The organism is Streptomyces sp. JHA26 (assembly GCF_002005565.1).
Taxonomy (GTDB): domain Bacteria; phylum Actinomycetota; class Actinomycetes; order Streptomycetales; family Streptomycetaceae; genus Streptomyces.
This window is the reverse complement of record NZ_BDJC01000013.1, coordinates 66787-91325: the sequence shown is the minus strand read 5'-3', so window position 1 is coordinate 91325 and position 24539 is coordinate 66787. Positions and strand designations below refer to the sequence as shown.

Genomic DNA, 24539 nt, shown 5'->3' with positions numbered 1-24539 from the left:
ACACGCTACGCGGACACGGCGGTTCAGTTCCGCTCGCCCGTCTCCCCGGCGGGCGTGTCCCCCGGTGCCGGCCGGGCCGTCGGCAGCGGGCCGACCACCGGCGTCACCGGCGGGGCCTCGGGGCGGCGCGGCAGCCGGGGCCGTACCACCCGCAGCCACAGCAGCACCAGCAGCGCCGCCACCGCGGCGAACGGCAGAACGGCGCCGAACACCATCGCCACCCAGCGCAGCACCGTCACGAACGCGTCCCAGCCGCCCGCCAGCGCGTCCGTGAACCCCGGGTCGTCGTCGTCCTCGACGACCTCCTTCCGCACCGGCGGCTCGGACAGGGAGAGGGTGATGGTGGCCAGGCTCGTGCGGTCCTTCAGGGACGCCTGCCGGGCGAGCAGCGCCTCCAGCTCGGCCTGACGGGAACTCAGCTCCCCCTCCAGCGTCACCACGTCGCTCAGACTGGTGGCGCGGTCCATCAGCTCGCGCACCCGGGCCACGCTGGCGCGCTGCGACGTGATGCGGCTCTGCACGTCCACGACCTGGTCGGTGACGTCCTCCGCCTTCGCGTCGCGCTCCAGGAGTCTGCCGGCGCCCTCCAGTTCGGTCAGGACGTCCTGGTACGCGTCGACGGGCACGCGCAGGACGAGCCGGGACCGTTCGCGGCCGTCCTCGTCCCGGTTGGTGGTCTCGTCCCCGACGTAACCGCCCGCGTTCTCGGCAGCGGCGCGCGCCCCCTCGAGCGCCTTGGGGACGTCCTTGACCTGGACCGTCAGGGAGACGGTGCGGATGATGTGGCTCGCGGCGGCCTTCGGCGGCGCGGTCGCCCCGGAACGGCCCGTCTCCGCGCCCGTCGCGCCGTCGCCGTCGGCCACGCCCGTCGGGGCGGCCGCCTTGGCGTCGCTCGTGCCGGCGGAGTCGTCGCCGGCGCTGCATCCGGTGAGCGCGAGGACCGCGGCCAGCAGGACGGCGGCCGCGGCCGGAACGGCTCGCAGGGAAGGTGGTGTACGCACAGGGCCCCCGGGGTCGGTGTCGACTGTCGTTCCTAGGACGTCGTCAGGGGCGCGGGCGACGGCGCGGAACGGTTCCGAAGAGGTCACGGTCCGGACTCGCCCCGCGAGCACGCGGCACCCGGCCTGCCGGCCGCGCCGTCGGCGGGGTCTGAGAGGCTTGGGGCATGTGCGCAAGCGAGATCCCGGCGGGCACGACACCCGCGGACACGGGGCACGTCGTCGTCATCGGGGCCGGCATCGCCGGACTGGCCGCCGCCCACCGGCTGCTGGAGCACGGGGCCCGCGTGACCGTGCTGGAGGCCTCGGACCGCGTCGGCGGCAAGCTGCTGCCCGGAGAGATCGCCGGCGTCCGCGTCGACCTCGGCGCCGAGTCGATGCTGGCCCGCCGCCCCGAGGCCGTCGGCCTCGCCCGCCGGGTCGGTCTCGCCGGCCGGCTCCAGCCGCCGGCCACCGCGTCGGCCTCGCTGTGGACCCGCGGCGCGCTGCGCCCCATGCCCAAGGGCCACGTCATGGGCGTCCCCGGCACCGCCGCCGCCCTGGCCGGCGTGCTGTCGCCGGAGGGCCTCGCCCGCATCGAGCGCGACGCCGAGCTGCCCCGCACCGAGGTCGGCGACGACGTGGCCGTGGGGGAGTACGTCGCGGCGCGCCTGGGCCGCGAGGTCGTCGACCGGCTCGTCGAACCGCTGCTGGGCGGGGTCTACGCGGGCGACGCGTACCGCATCTCGCTGCGCTCGGCCGTGCCCCAGCTCTTCGAGGCCGCCCGCGCCCACGCCTCCCTCACCGAGGCGGTGCGCGCCCTCCAGGGCCGCACGGCCACCTCCCCGCCGAGCGGACCGGTGTTCATGGGCATCGAGGGCGGCATCGGCACCCTCCCGCTCGCGGTCGCGGAGTCGGTGCGGGCGCAAGGCGGCGAGATCGTCACCGGGGCGCCCGTGACGGAGCTGCGCCGCACCGCCCCGGACGGCGGCTGGCGGGTCGTCGCCGGCGACCGGGTGCTGCACCCCGGGGCGGTCGTCGTCGCCGTGCCCGCCCGGCCCGCCGCCGAGCTGCTGCGCGCCGAGGCCCCCGCGGCCGCGGCGGAGCTGTCCGCGGTGGAGTACGCCTCGATGGCCCTGATCACCCTCGCCTACCGCCGCTCCGACGCCGCCGCGCTCCCCGAGGGCAGCGGCTTCCTCGTGCCGCCCGTCGACGGGCGCACCATCAAGGCGTCCACCTTCGCCTCCCGCAAGTGGGGCTGGATCGGCGACGAGGACCCGGACCTGGTCGTCCTGCGCACCTCGGTGGGCCGGTACGGCGAGACGGAGATCCTCGGCCGCGACGACGACGGGCTCGTCGCCGTGTCCCGGCACGACCTCCAGGAGGCCACCGGCCTGACCGCCGCGCCGGTCGCCACCCGCGTCACCCGCTGGCAGGACGGCCTGCCGCAGTACCCCGTCGGCCACCACGCGCGCGTGGCCCGCGTCCGCGCGCACGTGGCGAAGCTGCCGGGCCTCGCGGTGTGCGGCGCCGCCTACGACGGCGTCGGCATCCCGGCGAGCATCGCGAGCGCGTACGCGGCCGCCGACCAGCTCCGGGGTGACCTGCGCGGTGTGGAGGAGCTCACGGCCCACCCGGTGCAGAGCCTGCACGGCGGAGCGGGAGAATAGGGCCATGAGTGACGACGCCTCCACCCCCGCGGCCGAGCGCATCCCCAACAAGGGCAAGCTGGCCAAGGACCTCAACGAGGTCATCCGCTACACCCTCTGGTCCGTCTTCAAGCTCAAGGACGCCCTCCCCGAGGACCGCGCCGGGTACGCCGACGAGGTCCAGGAGCTGTTCGACCAGCTCGCGGCGAAGGACGTGACGATCCGCGGCACCTACGACCTGTCCGGTCTGCGGGCCGACGCCGACCTGATGATCTGGTGGCACGCGGAGACCGCGGACCAGCTGCAGGAGGCGTACAACCTCTTCCGCCGCACGAAGCTCGGCCGCGCGCTGGAGCCGGTCTGGTCGAACATGGCGTTGCACCGCCCCGCCGAGTTCAACCGCTCGCACATCCCGGCGTTCCTGGCCGACGAGACGCCGCGCGACTACGTCAGCGTCTACCCGTTCGTGCGCTCGTACGACTGGTACCTGCTGCCCGACGAGGACCGCCGCCGCATGCTCGCCGACCACGGCAAGATGGCCCGCGGGTTCCCGGACGTGCGCGCCAACACGGTCGCCTCCTTCTCGCTGGGCGACTACGAGTGGATCCTCGCCTTCGAGGCCGACGAGCTGCACCGCATCGTCGACCTCATGCGCCACCTGCGCGGCTCCGAGGCCCGCATGCACGTCCGCGAGGAGATCCCGTTCTACACGGGGCGCCGCAAGGACGTCGCGGAGCTGGTGGCCGGGCTGGCCTGACCCGGCTTCAGGCCGCCGGAGCCGTCGCGGTCCGCCGCGGTGCCGGTTCCGGTCTCCCGGGGCAGGACGCGTCCCGCGCCGGGAGGCGTCCCTCCAGCAGGTACGCCTCCAGGTGCCCGTCGACGCAGGCGTCGGGGCCGCCCCCGACGCCGTGCGTCCCGGCCCCCCGCTCGGTCACCAGCACCGAGCCCGACAGCCGCCGGTGCAGCTCCAGCGCCCCGTCGTACGGCGCGACCGCGTCCCGTTCGGCGGCCAGCACCAGCGTCGGCGGCAGCTCGCCCGGCCCGGTGCGCACGTCGAGCGGCCGCTGCCGGGGCGCCGGCCAGAAGGCGCACGGCAGATGCGCCCACACGTCGTCCCACGCCGCGAACGGCGCCCGGCGCGCGAGCCGCGTGTGGTCCCGGTCCCACACCCGGAACTCCGTCGGCCAGGGCGCGTCGTTGCACTCGACGGCCGTGCGGGCCGCGTCCGCGTTCTCCGCCTCGGCCGCCTCCTCCTCGGGGTACGTCCCCGCCTGGTCGACCAGCGGCTGCGGGTCCCCCTTCAGATAGGCCGACAGTGCCTCGGCGCGGTACGGCCAGTAGACGTCGTCGTACACGGCCCTCAGGAACGCCCCGTGCAGCTGCGCCGGGCCCACCGTGCCGCCCGCGGGCCGCCGCGCGAGCCGCGCGCTCGCCCTGTCGTAGCTGCGCTGCACCTGCCCCGGCGTGCCGCCGAGCCCGTACACGTCGTCGTGCCCGGCGATCCACTCCCTGAGGTCCCTCCAGCGGTCCTCGAACGCCTCCGCGCGGTCCAGGCCGTTGCGGTACCCCACCTGTTCCGGAGCCGGGTCCGCCGGCGAGTCGAACACCATCCGCCGCACGTGCGAGGGGAACAGCTCCGCGTACAGCGCCCCGAGGTACGCGCCGTACGACGTACCCATGAAGGTGAGCTTCCGCTCGCCCAGCGCGGCCCGTACGACGTCCAGGTCGCGGGCGTCGTCGAGGGAGCGGTAGTGGCGCAGCGCGTCGCCCGCCCGCTCGTGGCAGCCGCGCGCGTACGCCTCGGCCTCGGCGGCGCGTTCCTTCTTGAAGGCGTCGGAGGGGTGGGCCGGTGCGGGCCGCGGCCCCTCGAAGAAGCTCTTCGGGTCCTGGCAGGACAGCGGCGCGGAGGGGGCGACGCCGCGCGGGGCGTAGCCGATCAGGTCGTACGCCGCCGCGATCCGCCTCCACTGCGGCATCAGGCCGGTGAGCGGGACGTACAGCGAGCCGGTGCCCGGCCCGCCCGTCCGGTGGACCAGGGCGCCCTGCCCCGGCACCCCGCGCCCGCCGCCGCGCGGGTCCTCGTGCGTGGCCCGCATCCGGCTGACGGTGAGCGTGATCTGCTCGCCGTCGGGGTGCGCGTAGTCGAGGGGGACGGAGACGGTGCCGCAGCGCAGGGCGGCCGGCAGGTCCTCCGCCCCCGGGCACCGGCCGAACGCGATGCCGGCCTCGGCGGCGCGCGCGGCGGCCACGGCCGTGCCGCGCGCCTCGGAGGTCACGGGCGTCCCCGGGACCGTCTGTCCCGGGGCGGCGAGGGCGCTCAGCAGCAGGGACCCGGCGGCCGGGAGGAGGGCGGCAGCTCGCATCGGACGTCCCTTCGGTGCACGGCGGTGACGGAAGGGATGTTTCGCCCGGCGACCGGGCGGGGCAAGCACCGCCCGCGGGTGTCGGCGCCGGGTGCGCCGTACGCCGTGCCGGGCGTCCGGCTCAGCCCTGCCGCGCGCGGTGCTCCCCGAGGTACTCCTCCCGGTGCGCGAAGGCCGCCCGCAGGTCCGGTTCGCCGATGGCGTGGACGCCGTGCACCGCGACGGACGTGAGGTACGTGCGCTCGTCCGCCGTGCCGCCGGCCTCCCGGGCGAGCGTGCCGAGCAGCCGCTGTCCCGCCGGCGAGGCCCAGCGCGCGTACGGGTGGACCTCCATCCGCGCGATCGCCAGGGAGCCCAGGGTCAGGACGAGCGGCAGCGCGAACCACAGGGCGATCAGGTGGCGCGGCACGTCCGCCGGTACGGGCAGCGCCAGCGCGGCGGCGCCCAGCGCGCACACGGTGAGCGCGGCGAGCCGCACCCGCCGGACCCCGGCCGCGATGCTGCGGGTCCCGTCCGGCACGGCGAGGCCCGCGCCGACCAGCCGGTCCGCCAGGGCCCGTACCGCGTCGGCGGTGGCGGCGGCGGCCCGCACCGGCGCTATCCGGGACTGCCCCTGCGGCCCTATGGCCCCGATGACCGACCGTTCCATCTCGTCCCGGCCGCGCGGATCGACGACCGTCACCCAGCCGGTGTGCGCGAGCAGCAGGCGACGCCGGCGGGCCATGGACACCAGCGTCAGGTCGGCGACCCGCCGGGGGCCGCCGGACAGGAACGCCGCCTCGTACAGGGTCAGGGCGTGCGCACGGTCCCCGGTCCCGGTGTCGGCGTCGGCCGCGCGCACGGCGGCCAGGCACAGCCGGGTGCACGCCAGGCCCGCGACGATCCAGGCCGGCAGCAGGAGAAGAACCCAGAACATGCCGTACTTCTATGTCAGGGGATCACGCCGGCGCCATGCCCTTTTCACATTCCGGGACGTGGTGTGGCCGGTGCGTGACGTTCCGCGTCCGGGTTCCGCCCGGCGGCGCAGCAGCACCCGCCGGGTCGCGCGGGCCCACCGGGCCCCGGGCCGGTCCGGTCGCGGCACCGGTCCCGACCGCTCCAGCCACCACGTCCGCAACTCCCGCCGCGCGACGGCGTCCCGGGGCCGGCCGTCCCGCAGCAGCCCTCCGGCGAACTCCAGCGCGTCCCGCCGGTACCCGGCGGTCATCGGATGCCCCTGGGCGTACGCGAGGAAGGCGGGCCGGTACTCCGCACCGAGGATCACCGGCAGTTCCGGCGCGACCTTCGCGACCACGTCCGCCCGCTTCCCGGCGAGCGCCCGCGCCTGCACGGCGAGCCGCGCCCGGTCGAACCCCTCGGGCACGGGCGTGCCGGCGACGAGGGAGGACAGCAGCGCGGTCTGCGCGAGGGCGAGGCGCTGGCGCACGGCGTCGGGGACGGCGGGGTCCTCCTCCCCGCGCGGCGCGGGCGCGGGGCCGGTGGGAACCGTGCCGGACGCCCGCCCCTTGTCCACCGCCGCCCGGATCGCCTCCACCTCGTCCTCCAGCTCGGCGCCCTCGGGGAAGTTCTCGTCGCGCTCCAGCAGCACCCCGGGCGGTGCGACGCGCGAGGCGAGGTCGGTCAGGATGTCCAGCACCGGTTGCGGCACGGGGTGGGCGTGGCTGTCGTGCCAGACGCCGTCGCGCTCGAAGCCGCCCGCGACGTGGACGTAGGCGATGGCCTCCACGGGCAGTTCGCGCAGCGCCTCGGCGGGGTCCTCGCCGCGGTTGACGTGGTTGGTGTACAGGTTCGCCACGTCGATCAGCAGCCGTACGCCGGTCCGTTCGACCAGCTCGTACAGGAACTGTCCCTCCGTCATCTCCTCGCCGGGCCAGGAGATCAGCGCGGCGATGTTCTCCACGGCGAGCGGCACGGGCAGCGCGTCCTGGGCGACGCGCACGTTCTCGCACAGCACGTCGAGGGCGTCGCGGGTGCGCGGCACGGGCAGCAGGTGCCCCGCCTCCAGGCGCGGGGAGGCGGACAGCGGCCCGCCCGCCCGGACGAACGCGATGTGCTCGGTGACCAGCGGCGAGTCCAGCACCCGGGCCCGTTCGGCCAGCGCCGCCAGCCTGCCCGCGTCGGGCCGCTCGGCGCCGCCGAGGCCGAGCGAGACGCCGTGCGGCACGACGGTGACGCCGCGCTCGCGCAGCCGCAGCAGGGATTCCGGCAGGTGCCCGGGGCAGAGGTTCTCGGCCACGGCCTCGACCCAGTCGATGCCGGGCATCCGCTCCACGACGTCCGCGATCTCCGGCCGCCATCCGATGCCGGTTCCCAGTCGCTCCATGGTCCGTCCCTCCCCGTCGGTTCGACGGGGGTATGGCCCGGGGCGTCCGGCCCCAACCCCGGGGTGGGCATGTTCAGAGCAACATCTGAGGTTCGCGGCCCCCGGCGACCGCCCTACCGCAGCGCCGGATGGTCCGCCACCACCGTGCACGAGCCCGGCGCGATCTCCGTGAACCCGGCGTCGCGGACCACCGGCAGGCCGCTGGTGGTGAGGCCGTCCCAGCGGGCCGGGTCCGCGGTGCGCACCGCCAGCGGGAAGCCCGCGTCGCGCCAGGCGGCCCGCTCGCCGTCGGACAGCTCCCACCAGGCGAGCTGGGCGCCGTGGCCGACCTGGGCCATCGCCTTGCCGGCCGACATGTCCAGGCCGGGGTTCAGCCACAGGACGGGGGCCGACGGGTCGGCGTCGGCCGGGGGCTCCGGGTCGTCGAGGTCGGTGCCGGAGACCTGGAGGCGGGCCAGGTCCTTCGGCCAGCCGTCCAGCGGGACCGGCGGGAAGACCCGCACCTCGGCCGTCTTCCCGGACACCGTGATGCCCGGCAGCGCCTCGGCCCGCCGCCACTCGGCGCCCCGCGCCCGCCGCACCACCTTGCGGATGCGGGCGTCCTGCCAGTCGCGCATCGCCCGCGCCCACGCGCCGTCGCCGGTCGAGCGCTCGTCGCCGAGCATCACCAGCACCGTGCGCGCCGCGGTCTCCAGGGCGTCCGTACGGGCCGGTGGCGCCGCCCGCTCGATGCGGACGACCAGCGGCAGGACGAACTGCGGCGCGAGGTCGCGGTCGCCGGGCTCGGTGCGGAAGGGACTGTCGGGGACGGGCGTCGTCGGCTCATTGCTCACGCCCCCAGTCTGCCAACCCGCCCGCCGGTCACCCCGAGCAGGCGGTCCGCTGGGCCTCCTGCCACTCGCACCGGGGGCACAGGGTGACCCCCTTGTACGACTCCGGGTACTCCGTCGGCTCCCGGCACAGCACGCACTCGGCGTACGGCGGTCCGCCGGCCCGGGGCGGGCGGGGCGCGTCGGTCGGACAGGGATCCTCGTCGCTGCTCATGCCTCCAGCGTAGGACGGTCAGCGCCGTCCGTTCGCTGCGCCGATCAGCTCGGACACCTTCACGAAGCGGTAGCCCCGCTCGCGCAGTTCGGGCACGACCGCGCGCACCGCCCGCTCGGTCACCGGGGCGGCGCTGCGGGTGCAGTGCATGACGACCACCGAACCGGGCCGTACGCCGTCCAGCACCTGCCGGGCCACCGCGTCGGCGTCCGTGGCGAACGCGTCCCCGCTCACCACGTCCCACTGCACGGCCGTGACGCCCGCGGGGGCCAGTTCCTCCAGGGCCGTCCTGTCGTAACAGCCGCCGGGGAAACGGAAGTAGGGCATCGGGTCCGGCACCCCGGCCTTCGCGAACGCCGTGTACGCCCGCTCCAGGTCCGACCGCATCCGCTCCCGGGGCACGGTCGGCAGGCCGTAGCAGTCGTCGGTGTAGGCGTAGTGGCTGTAGGAGTGGTTGGCGATCTCGAACTGCGGGTCCCGGCCGAGGGAGCGGGCCTCGTCCGGGTACTCCTCGGCCCATCGTCCGGTCATGAACACCGTGGCCGGCACCTTCAGCTTCCGCAGGGTCGCGATCAGCCCGGGGTTGTCGAACCGTTCGCCCGCCGCCGCCCGGGGCCCCTCGTCCGCGGTCATGTCGGCGTCGAAGGTGAGGGCGACGGTCCTGCCGTCGGTGCGCGGGCCGTGCTCGAAGACGGGGGTGAGGCCCGCCGGCCCCGGCGCGAGGACGGGCGGCCGGGAGGGGGCGGCCTTCGAGGGGACGGCCTTCGAGGGGCCGGCGGAGGAGGCGGGCGGTGCCGGGTGGGGGGCCCGCCGGGATTCGGTCGTCCCGCAGGCGGCGAGGACGACGGAGGCGGCGGCGACGGCGCACAGGGCGGTGGCGCGGTGTACGGAAATGGTCACCGCACGAACGTATGAGTGTGTTGTTCGGTTTGTATGACTATGTGTCGTGTCGTGCCCGAGGGGTCACCCTCCCGGGCCAGGCGGGTCGGATGTCCCGCTGCTCCAGCGGTGTGGTCGCCGAACCCTGGAGCACCGTGCCGTCAGGGGCGAACGAGGGGCACCCGGCGCCGTTTCCGGCCAGTACGAGCCGCTGACCTGTACGTCCTCCGTCATGCGGCGCCGGGCACCCCCGTTCACACCGCTCTCACCCGCGCCAGGGGCCGGTCACCGCGAAGGTCGTTCCCGGGGTGTAGCAGTTGACGTACATGGTGTCGCCGTCGGGCGAGAACGTGACCCCGGCGAACTCGCCCCACTCGGGCTCCTCGGCCGTGCCGATGTTCTGCCGGCCGCGGGCCATCGCGTACACCTCGCCCTTGCGCGTCACCCCGAAGACGTGCTGGGCGCCGTTGCCGTCCTCGCAGACCATGAGGCCGCCGCTCGGCGCCAGGCAGATGTTGTCCGGGGACTCGCCGGGCAGCTGGACGTCGGTGTCCGGGCCGAAGACGATCACCAGGGTCAGGCGGCGCCGGTCCGGGTCGTACCGCCAGATCTGGCCGTAGTGGTCGGCCGCCGAACCCTCGGAGCTGTGGGCGAAGGACGACACGAAGTACACGCAGCGCCCGCCCCAGTAGCAGCCCTCCAGCTTCTGCGCGTGGGTGATGCCGCCCCGGCCGAAGTCCTGGTGGCGGATCGGCGTCGTGGCGGCCAGCGGGTCGGGTACGTCGACCCACTCGATGCCGTCGAACTCGGCGCCCGTCTCCTGGATCGAGGACAGGTCGGGCACGCCGGGCACGCGCATCGCCTGGAGCCTGCCGCCCGCGCGCAGCGAGCCCGTGCCGCCCAGCGGCTTCTCGGGCAGGAAGCGGTAGAAGAGCCCGAAGGGCCGCTCGAAGGCGTCCTCCGTCTCGTACACGACGCCCCGCTTCGGGTCCACGGCGATCGCCTCGTGCTGGAAGCGGCCCATCGCGGTCAGCGGCACCGCGCCGGTGCGGTGCGGGTCGACCGGGTCGACCTCGAAGATGAAGCCGTGGTCCTTGGTGTAGCCGCTGGTGCCCGCCTTGTCCTCGGTCTCCTCGCAGGTCAGCCAGGTGTGCCAGGGGGTGGGGCCGCCCGCGCAGTTGACGGCCGTACCGGCGATCGCCACCCGCTCGGACAGGACGCGGTTGCGGGAGTCCAGGGTCAGCGCCGTACACCCGCCCTTGCCCGCCGGGTCGTAGGTCAGGCCCTCCACCGTGGGCACCGGGACCCTGCCGTTGGCGCGGTTCTCGTGGTTGCGGACCAGGTGGGTGCGGCCGTGCCGGCCCGGGAAGGCGGACATGCCGTCGTGGTTGGACGGGACCGGCCCCTCTCCGGAGCGCAACTGGTCGCCCTCACGGGACAGGACCCGGTAGCGGAAACCTTTCGGCAGGTCGAGCAGGCCGTCGGGGTCCGGGACCAGGGGGCCGTACCCGCAGTGGCCCGGGGGCTGTGCGGCGGCGGTGCCCGCGAAGAGTTCGGAGAGGGCTCCGGTGAAGGCGATGCCGGCTCCGAGCGCACCGGAGCGGGCGAGCACCTGACGTCGTGTTGCGGACATGGGGCAACCTTCCTGCTGGCGGACAGGACTGTGACCCCGCCGTGTCTATCACCTGCCGGGAGTCCCGGGAACCACGCGTGTCCCACGTGTCACCGGTCGTCACCGTTCCACGGGCCGCTCCTGGGCCTTCTCCAGGAACCGCAGCAGCTCCACCGGGAAGGGCAGGACCAGCGTCGAGTTCTTCTCCGCGGCCACCGCGACCACGGTCTGCAGCAGGCGCAGCTGCAGGGCGGCGGGCTGCTCGGACATCTGCTCCGCCGCCTCGGCGAGCTTCCTCGACGCCTGGAGCTCGGCGTCGGCGTTGATGATCCGGGCCCGCCGCTCCCGGTCGGCCTCGGCCTGCCGCGCCATGGAGCGCTTCATGGTGTCCGGCAGGGAGACGTCCTTGATCTCGACCCGGTCGATCTGCACGCCCCAGCCGACCGCCGGGCTGTCGATCATCAGCTCCAGGCCCTGGTTGAGCTTCTCCCGGTCGGAGAGCAGGTCGTCCAGCTCGCTCTTGCCGATGATGGACCGCAGCGAGGTCTGCGCCATCTGGGAGACGGCGAACCGGTAGTCCTCGACCTTGACGAGGGCGTTGGCCGCGTCGACCACCTTGAAGTAGACGACGGCGTCGACCCGCACGGTCACGTTGTCGCGGGTGATGCCCTCCTGCGCGGGCACCGGCAGCGTGACGATCTGCATGTTCACCTTGTGCAGCCGGTCCACGAACGGGACCACCATCGTGAACCCGGGCGGACGCACGTCCCCCGCGAGCCGCCCGAGCCGGAAGACCACCCCGCGCTCGTACTGCTTGACGACCCGCGCCGCCGAGGCGACGTAGAGGACCCCGGCGCTTCCGACGGCGGCCACTGCGGTCAGCAGCTCCTGGAGCATGACGGCCTCCTCGCCCAGAGGTCCGATTCGTCTGGTCCTGCAACGATATGCCCGGCGCCCGCTCCGGGGCCATGCCCACGGGCGACGCCCGCAGCGGGCGCCGGGCGGGCGTTACGCCGTGGCCTCGGCCGGTGCCGTGACCTTCACCGGCACCGTGCCGGCCGCGCTGTGCCGCTCGGCCCAGTTCTCCAGCGCGGTGCGGCAGGCGTGGTCCAGGTGGTGCAGGCCGGACAGGTCCAGCTCGACCGGGCGGTCCTGCGGGAGCGCCTCCAGGCTCTCCAGCAGCTTCGGCAGCCGCAGGAAGGTCGCGTTGCCCGACAGGTGCGCCTGGACCGGACCGGCGCCCTTGTCGACGATCTCCAGCCTGAGGTGCGAGGCCTCCCAGGCGGTCTTGGCCACCGACAGGGCCAGGCCGATCAGCACGCCCTCGAACATGTTCACCACGACGATCGACACGGCCGTGACCGCCAGGATCAGCGCCTCGCCCCGGTGCCCGCGCCACAGCGACACGATGCCGCGGAACGGGATCAGCTTCCAGCCCGCGTGGACCAGGATGCCGGCCAGCGCGGGCAGCGGGATCAGTGCCAGCGTGGACGGCAGCAGCGCGGCGAACAGCAGCAGCCACACGCCGTGCAGCACCCGGGACGCCTTGGTGCGCGCGCCGGCGCCGACGTTGGCGGAGCTGCGCACGATGACCGCGGTCATCGGCAGCGCGCCGAGCAGGCCGCACACCGAGTTGCCGACACCCTGCGCCATCAGCTCCTTGTCGTACTCGGTGCGCGGGCCGTCGTGCAGCCGGTCCACCGCGGCGGCGCTGAACAGGCTCTCCGCCGACGCGATCAGGGTGAAGGCGACGATCGTGCCGAGCAGACCCACGTCCGCCAGCTCGCCGAAGGCGTCCGCGCCGGGCGGCTGGATCGAGTCCAGCAGGCCGTTCACCTCGACGGTCGCCACCGACAGGCCGAGGACCGCCGTGACCGCCGTGGCCACTCCGACCGCGGCCAGCGCGCCCGGCACGGTCCGGATCCGCTCGGGCAGCCGCTTCCACAGCACCATCACCACGATCGTGCCCGCGCCGAGCGCGAGCGAGGTGAGCGCCTCGGTGCTGCCCAGCACGTCGGCGGCCGCCCCGGGCAGTCCGGTGATCTTGTCGAGGCCGGAGGCGGGCGCCTCCAGCCCGGCCGTCGAGTAGAGCTGGCCGGCGATGAGCACCAGGCCGATGCCGGCCAGCATGCCCTCGACGACCGACAGGGAGATCGCCCGGAACCAGCGCCCGAGCCCGAGGGCGCCCATCCCGAGCTGGAGCAGCCCGGCGGCCAGCACGATCACGCCGAGCACGGGCAGCCCGTAGGTGTCGACCGCGCCGAGGACCAGCACGGTCAGACCGGCTGCCGGGCCGGACACCTGGAGGCTGCTGCCCGGCAGGAATCCGGTGACCAGGCCGCCCACGATGCCGGTGACGAGGCCGAGTTCGGCCGGGACGCCGGAGGCGACGGCGACGCCCACGCACAGCGGGAGGGCGACCAGGAACACGACGAGCGAGGCGGTGAGGTCCCGCCGCCAGTGCGGGAACTTGGATATCGCGTCCACGGCGCCGCTCACAGGGTCTCGAACGCGTCGGTGTCCGCGCGGTGCTCGCGCACGGTTCCGGTGTGGACCTCGTAGTACCAGCCGTGCAGGCGCAGCCGGCCGTCGGCCAGCCGCCGTTCGACGCACGGGTAGGAGCGCAGCCGCAGCAACTGGGCCAGGACGTGGTGCTGCACGGCGTCGGCGACCGTGGGGTCGGCGGGATCGCAGGGCTTCGGCTCGTCCGCGGCCCGGGCCAGCCAGTCGCGCACGGCGGGTACGGCGGTCAGGTCGTCGCCGCGCACCAGCGCGCCCACGGCGCCGCAGTGCGAGTGGCCGCAGACCACGACGTCGGTGACGCCGAGCACCTCGACGGCGTACTCGACGGTGGCCGTCTCGCCGCTGGGGTGCTCGGCACCGTACGGCGGGACGATGTTGCCCGCGGTGCGCAGCTCGAAGAGCTGGCCGGGGCGGGCGCCCGTGATCAGGGCCGGTACGACCCGGGAGTCGGAACAGGTGATGAACAGGACTTCGGGCGATTGGCCTTCGGCGTGCCCGGCGAACTCCTCAGGGCGCTGTCCGAACGTGCGGGCGTTGTCGATGAGGGGCTGCATGATGCGGTCATTCCTCCTGGCGCGCAGTGGGGGCGCGTCGGACCGGTAGGGGCGGAGTGGGGATGCTCCGTGGCTCAGCAGCGGAAGACCTGGAGGGCCGCGGGGGAACGGTCCGCGGCGGATCTCGAGCGACGCTCGTGCGCGCGGCCGGGCAGTACCGGCTCGGGTACGGAGGTGGTGCGCTGCCGGGCGGGCGGGCCCTCGGGAGCCTCGGGCTCCGGTGAGGCGCCGGCGCGGTGCCGGTCGCGGACGCGCACCGGGCCGTGCGTGCTCCCGGAGCGGCCGGGCTCGTGGCAGGTGACGGTCTCGTCGTGCAGCGCCGCGTCGGCGGGGGCGGACCCCGCGAACGCCGACGGTGCCTTGGCCACGGCATCACGGCTCGTGTGCGCGGATGCGAAGGACGGCGCGGGTGCGAAGAACTGGAGGGCGAACAGGGCGGCGGCGAGGAGCGGAAGCAGGGCCCGGGGCGCCTTACCTCGGAACATGCGCCCCCCTCCGGCCCGTTCGTGTCTCTTGTGCACACCAATGCTTGGTCAACGCTTGGTCAAGAAACACGTTAACCCTGCAAAGGCCTTTGCAGGGTTAACGGGGCGTTACGAGCCGAAGAGAGCCTGAAAATCGAGGTCGGTCGGCGTGAAACGGACGGTTCGTCAGTCCGCGTCGACGAGGCGGGCGGCGTCCCGGGCCAGGGCGGTGAGGCGGGAGATCGCCCGGAAGTACTTCTTGCGGTAGCCGCCCTTCAGCATCTCCTCGCCGAACAGCCGGTCGAAGGGCAGCCCCGACGCCAGCACGGGCACCTCGCGGTCGTAGAGCCGGTCGGCGAGGACGACGAGCCGCAGGGCCGTCGACTGGTCCGGCACGGGGCGGACCCCGGTGAGGCACACGGCCGAGACGCCGTCGGTCAGCGCGCCGTAGCGGCTGGGGTGGACGCGGGCCAGGTGGTCGAGGAGCGCGGGGAACGCGTCGAGGGAGGCGCCGTCCGTCTCCTGCGCCGCCCGGGTCACCTGCTCGTCGGAGTACGGTGCCGGGGCCTCGGGCAGGCCGCGGTGGCGGTAGTCCTCGCCGTCGATGCGCAGGGCGCGGAAGTGCGCGGACAGGCCCTGGATCTCGCGCAGGAAGTCGGCCGCCGCGAAGCGTCCCTCGCCGAGCTTGCCCGGCAGTGTGTTGGAGGTGGCGGCGAGCGCGACGCCGGCCTCCACGAGCCGGGCGAGCAGGCTGGAGACGAGGACGGTGTCGCCCGGGTCGTCGAGTTCGAACTCGTCGATGCACAGGAGGCGGTGCCCGGAGAGGGTCTGCACGGTCTGCTGGAAGCCGAGGGCGCCGACGAGGTTGGTCAGCTCCACGAAGGTGCCGAAGGCCTTGCGGGAGGGCTCGGCGGGGGTGGCGTGCCACAGGGAGGCCAGCAGGTGGGTCTTGCCGACGCCGTAGCCGCCGTCGAGGTAGACGCCGCGGGGGCCGGCGGGGGGCTTGGGGGCCTTGCTCCGGCCGAAGCCGAGGAAGCCGCGCCTGCCGGTGGCCGTGCCGGGGGCCTCGCCCAGCCCGGCGGCGAAGCCCTCCAGGACTTGGACGGCCTCGCTCTGGCTGGGCTGGTTCGGGTCCGGGAGGTACGTGCTGAAACGGACCGAGTCGAAGCGCGGGGGCGGCACCATCTCGGCGACCAGGCGGTCCGCCGGGACGTGCGGCTCGCGGGCGCACAGGGACAGCGGGGTCACCCCGGCTATCGGGGCGGAGCCGGAGGGGGCGGAACCGGAGGCGGCGGAGAAGGACGACACGGTGGTCAATGGTAGGGCCTGCCCGGCGGTGACCCGGTGGGGTGGCCTGCGGCTGCGGCTGTGTGGCGGGGGCGGGTGCCGGGCGGTCTCCCGGTGCCCGGCGCCGAAGCGGGCCGGGGGTGGGGCGCGCGGCCCGGCGCCTGCGGGGTGCCTCCCCCGGAGAGGTGTGCCCCCGGCGCCCGCCCGCCCGTGCCGCCCCCCCGGGGTGCCTTCCCGGCCGTCCAGGCACAGGGGGAGACTCGCCTGCCCGCGGCCGGGGGCACGGCGGCCGAGGCGCGACCGTCCGAGGGGCGGGCCGGGGTGGTGGCGGTCGGGATGCGCAGGTGAGGGGGCGTGGAACACTGCACCGTATGCGACGTCTGTTCCCCGTGACCGATCCGACAGCAGAACGCGACCTCGCCGGGACCGACCGGGAGTGGAGCCTCGCCGAGCTGGCCGCCGCCTACGCGTACCCCGAGCCGGACGCGCGGCAGGGGGCCTGGCTGCGGGCCAACATGGTCTCCACCCTCGACGGGGCCGCCCAGCACGACGGCCGCTCCCAGCCCATCTCCAGCGCGGCCGACATGCGGATCTTCGGCACCCTGCGGGCGCTCGCGGACGTGGTGATCGCCGGCGCCGAGACCGTACGCCGGGAGGGGTACCGCCCCGCACGCGCGCGTGCGGAGTTCGCGGAGCTGCGGCAGGCGGCCGGACAGGGCCCGGCGCCGGTGATCGCGGTGGTCAGCGCGAGCCTGGAGCTGGACTTCTCCCTGCCGCTGTTCACCTCGCCGCTGGTGCCCACCCTGGTCCTCACCGGCGCCGCGGCCGCCCCGGAGCGGGTCGCGGCCGCCGAGAAGGCCGGCGCCCGGGTGGTGATCGCCGGCGACGGCGTCGGCGTGGACCCCGCCCGCGCCGTCCGCGCGCTCGCCGGGCTCGGCCACACCCGGCTGCTGACCGAGGGCGGCCCGCGGCTGCTGGGGCAGTTCGTCGCGGCCGGCGTCCTCGACGAGCTGTGCCTGACCGTCTCCCCGATGCTCACCGCGGGCGACGCCCAGCGGATCGCGGGCGGGCCCCCGGTCGAGGTGCCGCGGCGGTACCTCCTGGCGTCCCTCCTGGAGGAGGAGGGCTTCCTCTTCGGCCGGTACCGGCGCGACTGAGCCGGGCGGCGACGGCCCGGGCAGGGGTCCGTCCGTCGGCGCGCAATCGGGGACCGTGTGTGGAACCAACCGTTCCGCTCAGCCCGTGCCGGGCACACTGGATCCGGCAGTACCCGTGCGATCACGGGGAAGGATGGTTTCCGCAGGATCGGCACGCCTGCGAAGGGTGGGCCCGCGGGCCCTCGAAGGAGAAGGGGCGCCTGGTGTTCACAAGCGTTTTGATGATCGAGAAGGCCCTGACGTCCGCCGACGTGGAGTTCGTCACCACCTTGCACGGGGACGAACCGGTCGCCTTCCACGTACTGCTCCAGCCGCGCGGCGACCAGGCCGACCGGCTGCTGCGGGCCATCGACGACATCGCCCTCGGCGAGCTCGACGAAGCGGTCCGCGAGGGCGAGACCCCGGAGGGGGAGGAGGCGCTGAGCGTCGGGCAGCGGGCGCTGGAGGTGTCCCTCGCGGCCCTGCGCGCGTCCGGCGCCGAGGCCGTGGGCAGCCTGATCGAGGACCACCCGCTGGACACGCTCGGATCACTCGTCCGGGAGACCGGCGCCGACGAGGTGATCGTCCTGACCGACCCGCACTACGTGGAGGAGTTCTTCCACCGGGACTGGGCCTCGCGGGCGCGGCACAAGGTCGGCGTACCGGTCCTGAAACTGTTCTCCCACAGCAAGGCATAGGCTGGGGCCGCGCCCCGCCGGGGCGCGCCCACCGCCGTACCGGCCGCCGGCACCCGCCGGCACCCACGTCGTACCCACCCGTGACACCCCTGGGGAGAACAGCGCATGGCACCCGGCCTTCCTACCGCCATGGACCGACCGCACTTCATCGGCATCGGCGGCGCCGGGATGTCGGGCATCGCCAAGATCCTCGCCCAGCGCGGGGCCGCGGTGGCGGGCAGCGACGCCAGGGACTCGGCGACCGCCGAGGCGCTGCGGGCGCTGGGCGCGACCGTGCACATCGGGCACGCGGCGGAGCACCTCGCGGACGACGCGAGCTGCGTCGTCGTGTCCTCGGCGATCCGCGAGGACAACCCGGAGCTGGCCCGCGCGGCCGAGCTGGGCATCCCGGTCGTGCACCGCTCCGACGCCCTCGCCGCCCTGATGGACGGCCTGCGCCCGCTCGCGGTCGCCGGCACCCACGGCAAGACCACCACCACCTCGATGCTGGCGGTCTCGCTGTCCGCGCTGGGCCGCGGCCCGTCGTACGCGATCGGCGGCGACCTGGACGCGCCCGGTTCCAACGCCCTGCACGGCGACGGCGAGATCTTCGTCGCCGAGGCGGACGAGAGCGACCGCAGCTTCCACAAGTACGCCCCCGAGGTCGCCGTCGTCCTCAACGTCGAGCTGGACCACCACGCCAACTACGCGTCGATGGACGAGATCTACGAGTCCTTCGAGACCTTCGCCGGGAAGATCGTCCCCGGCGGCACCCTGGTGATCGCGGCCGACCACGAGGGCGCCCGGGAACTGACCCGGCGGCTGGCCGGCACGGTGCGCACGGTGACGTACGGCGAGTCCGAGGACGCCGACGTGCGCATCCTGTCGGTCGTCCCGCAGGGCCTCAGGAGCGAGGTCACCGTGCTGATGGACGGCGCGGAGCTGACCTTCGGGGTCTCCGTCCCGGGCCGCCACTACGCGCACAACGCGGTCGCCGCCCTCGCCGCCGGCGTCGCCCTGGGCGTCCCCGCCGCCGAGCTGGCCCCCGCCCTGGCCGCCTACACGGGCGTCAAGCGGCGCCTCCAGCTCAAGGGCGAGGCGGCCGGCGTGCAGGTCGTCGACTCCTACGCGCACCACCCCACCGAGATGACGGCCGACCTGGAGGCCATGCGCGCCGCGGTCGGCGACGCCCGCATCCTGGTCCTCTTCCAGCCGCACCTGTTCTCCCGCACCCAGGAGCTCGGCAAGGAGATGGGCCGGGCGCTCGCCCTGGCCGACGCGTCGGTGGTCCTCGACATCTACCCCGCCCGCGAGGACCCGATCCCCGGTGTCACCAGCGAGCTGATCGTCGAGGCGGCGCGGGCGGCGGGCGCGGACGTCACCCCGGTCCACGACAAGGACGCGGCGCCCGCGATGGTCGCGGGAATGGCGAAGGCCGGTGATCTCGTTCTCACCATGGGCGCGGGCGACGTCACCGACCTCGGACCGCGCATCCTGGAAGAGCTGTCGAACACGGGCGAGTGAGGGGCTGAGGACTCATGGCGTACGACGTCGAGAAGCCGGACGAGCAGTGGCGCGCGGAGCTGAACCCGGCCGAGTACGCCGTGCTGCGCCAGGCCGCCACGGAACCCGCCTTCACCGGTGAGTACACCGACACGAAGACCGAGGGCGTCTACTCCTGCCGCGCCTGCGGCGCCGAGCTGTTCACCTCGGAGACGAAGTTCGCCTCGCACTGCGGCTGGCCGTCCTTCTTCGACCCGAAGGACACCGACGCGGTCGAGCTGATCGAGGACCGGTCCCACGGGATGGTGCGCACCGAGGTGCGCTGCGCCCGCTGCGGCTCCCACCTCGGGCACGTCTTCGAGGGCGAGGGGTACCCGACCCCGACCGACCAGCGGTACTGCATCAACAGCATCGCGCTGCGGCTGGAACCCACCGGGGGCTGACGCCGCCCGCGGGGAACGTCCGGTCGGGCGGGGCTCACGGTGGACTCCGTGGGCCCCGCCTCCTCCGTCCAGGGGGAGGGGCCGGGAAGAACGCCGGTGTGAACGCCCCGACAGGGGGAAGGAGTCGCCCCGGACCGAAGGGCCCCGCGAGACCGCCGTCTACACTCGACCGGCGACGGCCCCACCGACCGCGGCCGGAGCGGGCAGCTTCTGCCAGACCCGAAGGGCATTCGGCGCTGTGATACGGATGGAATCAGTCACCAAGCGATATCCGGACGGCACGGTGGCGGTCGACCGGCTGTCGCTGGAGATCCCCGACGGATCGATCACCGTCCTCGTCGGCCCCTCGGGCTGCGGCAAGACGACGACCCTCCGCATGCTCAACAGGATGGTCGAGCCGACCGAGGGCACCATCCTCCTCGACGGCGCGGACATCCAGCACCGGCCGGTCACCGAACTGCGCCGGTCCATGGGGTACGTCATCCAGAACGCCGGCCTCTTCCAGCACCGGACGATCCTCGACAACATCGCCACCGTGCCCCGCATGCTCGGCTGGGGCAGGCAGAAGTCCCGTGCCCGGGCGGCGGAACTGATGGAACGGGTCGGACTCGACACCTCCCTCGGCAAGCGGTACCCGTACCAGCTCTCCGGCGGACAGCAACAGCGCGTCGGCGTGGCACGGGCCCTCGCCGCCGACCCGCCGGTGCTGCTCATGGACGAGCCGTTCTCGGCCGTCGACCCCGTGGTGCGCAAGGGCCTCCAGGACGAACTGCTGCGCATCCAGGACGAGTTGGGCAAGACCATCGTCTTCGTCACGCACGACATCGACGAGGCCGTCAAACTCGGCACCATGGTCGCGGTGATGCGCACCGGCGGCCGGCTCGCCCAGTTCGCGACGCCCGCCGATCTGCTCTCCGACCCCGCGGACGCCTTCGTCGAGGACTTCCTCGGCGCCGACCGCGGCATCCGGCGGCTGTCCTTCTTCCCGTCCGCCGCACTGGAGTTGACGACCGACGCCGTCGTGCCGGTCGACGCCGGCGCCGAACGCCTCGCCGCGCCGGACACCCCCTACGTCCTCGTGACCGACACCGACGGCCGGCCCCTCGGCTGGGGCGAGCCGCGCGACCTGACCGCCGGGGACATCACGCCGGAGGCCCTCCTGCCGTACGGGCGGCCGTTCGTGCCCGGCACCGACTCGCTGCGGGCCGCCCTCGACTGCGCGGTGCTCTCGCCCACCGGCTGGGCCGTCGCCGTGGACGCCGACGGCCGGGTGACCGGCGTCGTCTCCCAGCAGACGATCGGCGAGGCCATCCGCACCGCGCACGCCGCCGGACGCACCGACGACGCCAAGGTCGCCTCATGAGCGGCTTCTTCGACATCCCGAGCGACCTGCAGAACACCTACTCCGGCCTGATCGGCCTGCACCTGCGCGAGGCGCTGCTGCCGGTCCTGGCCGGGCTGCTGCTCGCGCTGCCCGTCGCCCAGCTCTGCGTGCGCTTCCGCTGGCTCTACCCGCCCGTGCTCGGCGTGACGACCGTGTTCTACGCCGTCCCGTCGCTGGCCGTCTTCGTCGTCCTCATCGACTACACCGGCCAGACCGAGCTGACGGTGATGATCCCGCTGGCCGTCTACAGTCTGGTGGTGCTCGTCCCCGCCATCGTCGACGGCGTGCGGTCGGTGCCGCAGGAGACGCTGGCCGCGGCGACCGCCATGGGCTTCGGGCCCGTACGGCGCTACCTGCAGGTGCAGCTGCCGATCGCCGTGCCCACGATCCTCGCCGGACTCCGGGTGGCCACCGCCTCCAGCATCTCCCTGGTCAGCGTCGGCGCCCTCATCGGCAACCAGGGCGCCCTCGGCAACCTGCTCGCGGACGCCCAGAAGTACGACCGGCCCGAGCTCGCGGTCAACTCCGTGGTCACCACGGCCGTCCTGGCCGTCCTGTGCGACGCCGTGCTGGTCCTGGCCCGCACGCTGCTGACCCCGTGGATGCCGCGCGGCACCCGCCCGCGCGCCAGGAACACCACCGCCGAGCGGCAGGAGCAGCCCGTGGCGAAGGAGACCGCCCGGTGAACGTACTGGACTTCGCCAACGCCTTCTTCAGCGACAGCGCCCACTGGCACGGCTACGACGGCATTCCGCAACGCCTGCTGGAACACGTCCGGTACACCCTGCTGGCCCTCGTCCTCGCCGCCGCGATCGGCCTGCCCCTCGGGCTGCTCACCGGGCACACCGGGCGGGGCGGCAACGCCGTCGCCTTCGTCGCCACCGCGGCCCGGGCCCTGCCGAGCTTCGGCCTGCTGGTGCTGATCGCCGTCGTGGTGGGCATCGGCCTGCTGCCCGTGATGATCCCGCTGGTCGTCCTCGCCGTCCCGCCGATCCTGGTCACCACCTACGAGGCGGTCCGCTCCGTCGACCCCGCCCCGGTGGACGCCGCGCGGGGCCTGGGCATGCGCGAGACGGGCATCCTGTTCCGGGTCGAGCTGCCGGTCGCCCTGCCGCTGGTCCTCAGCGGGCTGCGCTCGGCGGCCATCCAGGTCGTCTCGACGGCCACCATCGCCGCCTACGTCAGCCTGGGCGGGCTCGGCCGGTACATCATCGACGGGCTCTACCAGCGCGACTACGAGAAGGTGGTCGGCGGCGCCACCCTGGTGGCCCTCCTGGCACTGGCCACGCTCGCCCTGTTCTGGGCCGCGGGCCGGTTCGCGGTGTCGCCGGGAGTGCGCAGGCGCTGACGGCCCGACACGGACGTACGGGAAACCGTGACCCGGCCGTGGTTGACTGACCGGCGAGCGGCTCGTTTGGATCGGTGGATGACTTCTACCGCGAAGAGCAGCAGGTCCAGGACGAGGCACACCGGCGCGGCGGCCGTCGCGCTCACCGCCGCGGCGGCGCTCCTCGCGGGCTGTTCCTCCTCCGACGACACCTCCGACAACCCGCTGGCCGGGGAGAAGGCGAAGGCCGGCACCGTCGTCGTCGGCTCGAACAACTTCGCCGAGAGCACCCTGCTCGCCGACATCTACGGCGAGGCGCTCAAGGCCAAGGGCCTCGAGGTCACCTACAAGCACAACATCGGCAGCCGCGAGACCTCGTACGGTCTGATGAAGAACGGCTCGGTCACGGTGCTGCCGGAGTACAACGGCTCCCTGTTGGCCTACCTCGACGCCGAGGCCGAACAGAAGTCCGCCGACGCCGTGAACGCCGCGGTGAAGGCCAAGCTCGACAAGAGCCTCACGCTGCTGGAGTCGTCGCCGGCCGAGGACAAGGACTCGGTCGCCCTCAACGCCGGGACCGCGAAGAAGTACGGCCTCACCGCCGCGTCCACCCTCGCCGACCTGAAGAAGGCGGCCCCCGAGCTGACGATCGGCGGCTCGCCCGAGTTCCAGACCCGGCAGCAGGGCCTCAAGGGCCTGGAGTCCGTCTACGGGCTGAAGTTCAAGTCCTTCAAGGCCCTCGACGCGGGCGGCCCGCTGACCCAGTCGGCGCTGGCCAAGAACACCGTGCAGGCCGCGGACGTCTTCACCACGGACCCGACCATCGTGAAGGAGGGGTTCGTCGTCCTGAAGGACCCGGAGAACCTCTTCGGGTTCGCCCACGTGACCCCGCTGGTCCACAAGGAGGGACTGCCCCAGGAAGGCGTCGCCGTGTTGAACGCGGTCTCCGCCAAGCTGGACACCAAGACCCTCCTCGACCTGGACGCGCGGGTCCAGCTGGACAAGAAGGACCCCCTGGACGTGGCCCAGGAGTGGCTGAAGTCCGTGGGCCTCGCCTGACGCCCGCGACGCCGCGGCTCCGGCCGCGGCGTCGTCCGCCCGGACGTTCTCAGACCGGTCCGCCGGCCCGCTGCTCCAGCGGCCGCGCGGACCGCGCGGCGCGGGCCTGTCTCCTGCGCCGCCGCCGTTCGCGCCGGGACTCCTGGTCCGGCAGCCACCCGAAGACGAGGCAGCTGCCGACGCAGCCGAGGAGAAGGCCGAGGAGGAAGCCGCCCAGGTTGGAGGTCAGCCAGGTGCCCAGGGAGGCCAGCACGCCGATGAGCGAGTAGAAGAGCCGCTGGGCCGGGGCGAAGAGGGTGAGCAGTCCGCACAGCAGCATGACGACCGGCAGGAGATAGCCGACCACACCCTGCATGCCGACGTGCAGGACGACCTTCAGCGACGCCTTCATGGTGAGCAGGACCTCCGCCCCGGCCAGGGCGAGCAGCAGCCCGCCCCAGAACGGCCGGCCGGACCGCCAGTCGCGGAACGCGGCCCGAAAGCCCCTGTGCCGGTCGCCGGGCATCAGCAGCCCGAGTCGCTGAAGCGCAGCTTCAGCCCGGGCAGCTTGAACACGCCCGCCGTCGTCGCGTAGTTGGTCTGCCGCAGGTTCTTTATATGCACGGTGTCGGCCTGCTGGCTGAAGACGCCGATGGGGCCACGGCCCTTCGGCCCGGCCTTGTCCAGCGTGCTGGCGTCGTTGCCGATCTCGATGTTGTCGAAGGCGGCGTCACCGGACAGCAGCGTCGAGTCGGTGGTCAGGTCGCTCGCGGCCACCTTGGTGTCCCCGCCGCCGGCGGTGATGAGCAGGTTGGTGCCGCCCAGGTCGACGCTCTGGCACAGCTTGGTGAGCGTCGCGTCCTTGATCACGGAGGTGACGACCAGTACCTGCCCGCCGGTGTCGCCCGCGTTGGGGCTGCCCTCGGCCATGTTGTCGAGGCCGCCGAACTGCGCGAACCCGGTGCCGTCGAGCTCCGTCGCGGTGACGGTGAAGGGCATGCCGGAGATCGCGAACTGCACGCCCAGGGCGCCCTGGGCGGTGAGGATCGCCAACCCGGCGGTGACCAGCGCGGCCGGCACCGCGAGCACGGCGGCCCGGCGCAGCCTGACCCGTCCGCGTCTCGTGCCGTCCGCGCCCCGGGGCGCGGAACCGCCTTCCGGTCTGCTGTCGGGTTCGGGGGTGTTGCCGGCGGACGGGGTGACGTCCGGGGACGAGGCCATGTCTGCTCCCAGAGGCATAGTCAATGCGGAACGGGCTCCAGCGGCACGTTGTCCTGGCGCGGACAGCGGCTGGTGCGCACGCCTCCCGGCAACTCCCGGCGGCTGCAAGGGACTTCACGTTACGCACCAGTAGCC

Annotated in this window: 25 protein-coding genes; 10 read left to right on the top strand and 15 right to left on the bottom strand. The window is 74.1% G+C overall.

The annotated features are described in order from the left end of the window. Window positions 1-23 precede the first annotated feature (23 nt). The gene (locus tag JHAT_RS11060; RefSeq protein WP_077797924.1) at window positions 24-1001 is read right to left on the bottom strand and encodes a DUF4349 domain-containing protein; all 978 of its coding nucleotides are present in this window, start codon (window positions 999-1001) and stop codon (window positions 24-26) included. A gap of 164 nt (window positions 1002-1165) precedes the next feature. Between JHAT_RS11060 and hemG the strand changes: the two genes are divergently transcribed. Both hemG and hemQ read left to right on the top strand, forming a co-directional pair. Further along, window positions 1166-2647: a protoporphyrinogen oxidase gene (hemG, locus tag JHAT_RS11055; RefSeq protein WP_077797923.1), complete on the top strand. Its 1482-nt coding sequence runs from the start codon at window positions 1166-1168 to the stop codon at window positions 2645-2647. Window positions 2648-2651: 4 nt separating this feature from the next. After that, window positions 2652-3383: a hydrogen peroxide-dependent heme synthase gene (gene hemQ / locus JHAT_RS11050; RefSeq protein ID WP_077797922.1), complete on the top strand. Its 732-nt coding sequence runs from the start codon at window positions 2652-2654 to the stop codon at window positions 3381-3383. Between the two features lie 7 nt (window positions 3384-3390). Here the strand turns inward: hemQ and JHAT_RS11045 are convergent, their stop codons facing one another. The 12 genes from JHAT_RS11045 to zapE form a co-directional block, all read right to left on the bottom strand. Beyond that, complete coding sequence (locus tag JHAT_RS11045; RefSeq protein WP_077797921.1) at window positions 3391-4989, bottom strand: alpha/beta hydrolase; 1599 nt, start codon at window positions 4987-4989, stop codon at window positions 3391-3393. 121 nt (window positions 4990-5110) lie between these two features. Then, window positions 5111-5905, bottom strand: a complete 795-nt coding sequence (locus JHAT_RS11040) for a TIGR04222 domain-containing membrane protein (protein ID WP_077797920.1) — start codon at window positions 5903-5905, stop codon at window positions 5111-5113. Window positions 5906-5914: 9 nt separating this feature from the next. Further along, window positions 5915-7312: a DUF692 domain-containing protein gene (locus JHAT_RS11035; protein WP_077797919.1), complete on the bottom strand. Its 1398-nt coding sequence runs from the start codon at window positions 7310-7312 to the stop codon at window positions 5915-5917. Window positions 7313-7425: 113 nt separating this feature from the next. Beyond that, complete coding sequence (locus JHAT_RS11030) at window positions 7426-8145, bottom strand: peptidyl-tRNA hydrolase (protein WP_077797918.1); 720 nt, start codon at window positions 8143-8145, stop codon at window positions 7426-7428. Between the two features lie 28 nt (window positions 8146-8173). Next, the gene (locus tag JHAT_RS11025; RefSeq protein ID WP_077797917.1) at window positions 8174-8356 is read right to left on the bottom strand and encodes a hypothetical protein; all 183 of its coding nucleotides are present in this window, start codon (window positions 8354-8356) and stop codon (window positions 8174-8176) included. 18 nt (window positions 8357-8374) lie between these two features. Beyond that, on the bottom strand, window positions 8375-9256 hold the full coding sequence (locus tag JHAT_RS11020; protein ID WP_077797916.1) for a polysaccharide deacetylase family protein: 882 nt from the start codon (window positions 9254-9256) through the stop codon (window positions 8375-8377). A 244-nt stretch (window positions 9257-9500) separates the two neighbouring features. After that, complete coding sequence (locus JHAT_RS11015; RefSeq protein ID WP_077797915.1) at window positions 9501-10868, bottom strand: PhoX family protein; 1368 nt, start codon at window positions 10866-10868, stop codon at window positions 9501-9503. Between the two features lie 99 nt (window positions 10869-10967). Further along, window positions 10968-11744, bottom strand: coding sequence for a slipin family protein (locus tag JHAT_RS11010; RefSeq protein ID WP_077797914.1), 777 nt, complete (start codon window positions 11742-11744; stop codon window positions 10968-10970). A 111-nt stretch (window positions 11745-11855) separates the two neighbouring features. Further along, entirely contained in the window at window positions 11856-13334 is a 1479-nt protein-coding gene (locus tag JHAT_RS11005) for a SulP family inorganic anion transporter (protein ID WP_171990835.1), read from the bottom strand. Window positions 13335-13342: 8 nt separating this feature from the next. After that, a complete protein-coding gene (locus JHAT_RS11000) occupies window positions 13343-13924 on the bottom strand; it encodes a carbonic anhydrase (protein WP_077797912.1) in 582 nt (193 codons plus the stop codon). A 74-nt stretch (window positions 13925-13998) separates the two neighbouring features. Beyond that, a complete protein-coding gene (locus JHAT_RS10995) occupies window positions 13999-14409 on the bottom strand; it encodes a hypothetical protein (protein ID WP_077797911.1) in 411 nt (136 codons plus the stop codon). Window positions 14410-14574: 165 nt separating this feature from the next. Further along, window positions 14575-15696: a cell division protein ZapE gene (gene zapE / locus JHAT_RS10990; RefSeq protein ID WP_171990834.1), complete on the bottom strand. Its 1122-nt coding sequence runs from the start codon at window positions 15694-15696 to the stop codon at window positions 14575-14577. Window positions 15697-16046: 350 nt separating this feature from the next. Here zapE and JHAT_RS10985 point away from each other — a divergent pair, with 350 nt between their 5' ends. From JHAT_RS10985 to JHAT_RS10950, 8 genes are all read left to right on the top strand, one after another. Further along, entirely contained in the window at window positions 16047-16832 is a 786-nt protein-coding gene (locus JHAT_RS10985; protein WP_077797910.1) for a pyrimidine reductase family protein, read from the top strand. A gap of 203 nt (window positions 16833-17035) precedes the next feature. Next, window positions 17036-17509 (top strand): indole-3-glycerol phosphate synthase, encoded by a 474-nt coding sequence (locus JHAT_RS10980; RefSeq protein WP_171990833.1) that lies wholly within the window; start codon window positions 17036-17038, stop codon window positions 17507-17509. Between the two features lie 105 nt (window positions 17510-17614). Continuing rightward, window positions 17615-19012, top strand: a complete 1398-nt coding sequence (gene murC / locus JHAT_RS10975; RefSeq protein ID WP_077797908.1) for a UDP-N-acetylmuramate--L-alanine ligase — start codon at window positions 17615-17617, stop codon at window positions 19010-19012. A 14-nt stretch (window positions 19013-19026) separates the two neighbouring features. Next, window positions 19027-19434, top strand: coding sequence for a peptide-methionine (R)-S-oxide reductase MsrB (gene msrB / locus JHAT_RS10970; RefSeq protein WP_077797907.1), 408 nt, complete (start codon window positions 19027-19029; stop codon window positions 19432-19434). 238 nt (window positions 19435-19672) lie between these two features. Then, window positions 19673-20797, top strand: coding sequence for an ABC transporter ATP-binding protein (locus tag JHAT_RS10965; protein ID WP_171990832.1), 1125 nt, complete (start codon window positions 19673-19675; stop codon window positions 20795-20797). Beyond that, a complete protein-coding gene (locus JHAT_RS10960; protein WP_077797905.1) occupies window positions 20794-21504 on the top strand; it encodes an ABC transporter permease in 711 nt (236 codons plus the stop codon). Before JHAT_RS10965 ends, JHAT_RS10960 begins: the two co-directional genes overlap by 4 nt. Beyond that, complete coding sequence (locus tag JHAT_RS10955) at window positions 21501-22166, top strand: ABC transporter permease (RefSeq protein WP_077797904.1); 666 nt, start codon at window positions 21501-21503, stop codon at window positions 22164-22166. Before JHAT_RS10960 ends, JHAT_RS10955 begins: the two co-directional genes overlap by 4 nt. Before the next feature lie 78 nt (window positions 22167-22244). Continuing rightward, the gene (locus JHAT_RS10950; RefSeq protein WP_077797903.1) at window positions 22245-23204 is read left to right on the top strand and encodes an ABC transporter substrate-binding protein; all 960 of its coding nucleotides are present in this window, start codon (window positions 22245-22247) and stop codon (window positions 23202-23204) included. A gap of 49 nt (window positions 23205-23253) precedes the next feature. On the opposite strand, the gene JHAT_RS10945 is transcribed toward JHAT_RS10950, so the two are convergent. Both JHAT_RS10945 and JHAT_RS10940 read right to left on the bottom strand, forming a co-directional pair. Continuing rightward, entirely contained in the window at window positions 23254-23709 is a 456-nt protein-coding gene (locus JHAT_RS10945; protein WP_077797902.1) for a DUF6114 domain-containing protein, read from the bottom strand. Next, a complete protein-coding gene (locus tag JHAT_RS10940; RefSeq protein ID WP_077797901.1) occupies window positions 23709-24404 on the bottom strand; it encodes a DUF6230 family protein in 696 nt (231 codons plus the stop codon). Before JHAT_RS10940 ends, JHAT_RS10945 begins: the two co-directional genes overlap by 1 nt. Between the last annotated feature and the right edge of the window lie 135 nt (window positions 24405-24539).

Coding starts and splice junctions, on each gene's coding strand:
- hemG (WP_077797923.1), top strand. CDS start 1,166: ATGTGCGCAAGCGAGATCCCGGCGGGCACGACACCCGCGGACACGGGG.
- hemQ (WP_077797922.1), top strand. CDS start 2,652: ATGAGTGACGACGCCTCCACCCCCGCGGCCGAGCGCATCCCCAACAAG.
- JHAT_RS11045 (WP_077797921.1), bottom strand. CDS start 4,989: ATGCGAGCTGCCGCCCTCCTCCCGGCCGCCGGGTCCCTGCTGCTGAGC.
- JHAT_RS11040 (WP_077797920.1), bottom strand. CDS start 5,905: ATGTTCTGGGTTCTTCTCCTGCTGCCGGCCTGGATCGTCGCGGGCCTG.
- JHAT_RS11035 (WP_077797919.1), bottom strand. CDS start 7,312: ATGGAGCGACTGGGAACCGGCATCGGATGGCGGCCGGAGATCGCGGAC.
- JHAT_RS11025 (WP_077797917.1), bottom strand. CDS start 8,356: ATGAGCAGCGACGAGGATCCCTGTCCGACCGACGCGCCCCGCCCGCCC.
- JHAT_RS11015 (WP_077797915.1), bottom strand. CDS start 10,868: ATGTCCGCAACACGACGTCAGGTGCTCGCCCGCTCCGGTGCGCTCGGA.
- JHAT_RS11010 (WP_077797914.1), bottom strand. CDS start 11,744: ATGCTCCAGGAGCTGCTGACCGCAGTGGCCGCCGTCGGAAGCGCCGGG.
- JHAT_RS11000 (WP_077797912.1), bottom strand. CDS start 13,924: ATGCAGCCCCTCATCGACAACGCCCGCACGTTCGGACAGCGCCCTGAG.
- JHAT_RS10995 (WP_077797911.1), bottom strand. CDS start 14,409: ATGTTCCGAGGTAAGGCGCCCCGGGCCCTGCTTCCGCTCCTCGCCGCC.
- JHAT_RS10985 (WP_077797910.1), top strand. CDS start 16,047: ATGCGACGTCTGTTCCCCGTGACCGATCCGACAGCAGAACGCGACCTC.
- murC (WP_077797908.1), top strand. CDS start 17,615: ATGGCACCCGGCCTTCCTACCGCCATGGACCGACCGCACTTCATCGGC.
- msrB (WP_077797907.1), top strand. CDS start 19,027: ATGGCGTACGACGTCGAGAAGCCGGACGAGCAGTGGCGCGCGGAGCTG.
- JHAT_RS10960 (WP_077797905.1), top strand. CDS start 20,794: ATGAGCGGCTTCTTCGACATCCCGAGCGACCTGCAGAACACCTACTCC.
- JHAT_RS10950 (WP_077797903.1), top strand. CDS start 22,245: ATGACTTCTACCGCGAAGAGCAGCAGGTCCAGGACGAGGCACACCGGC.
- JHAT_RS10945 (WP_077797902.1), bottom strand. CDS start 23,709: ATGCCCGGCGACCGGCACAGGGGCTTTCGGGCCGCGTTCCGCGACTGG.
- JHAT_RS10940 (WP_077797901.1), bottom strand. CDS start 24,404: ATGGCCTCGTCCCCGGACGTCACCCCGTCCGCCGGCAACACCCCCGAA.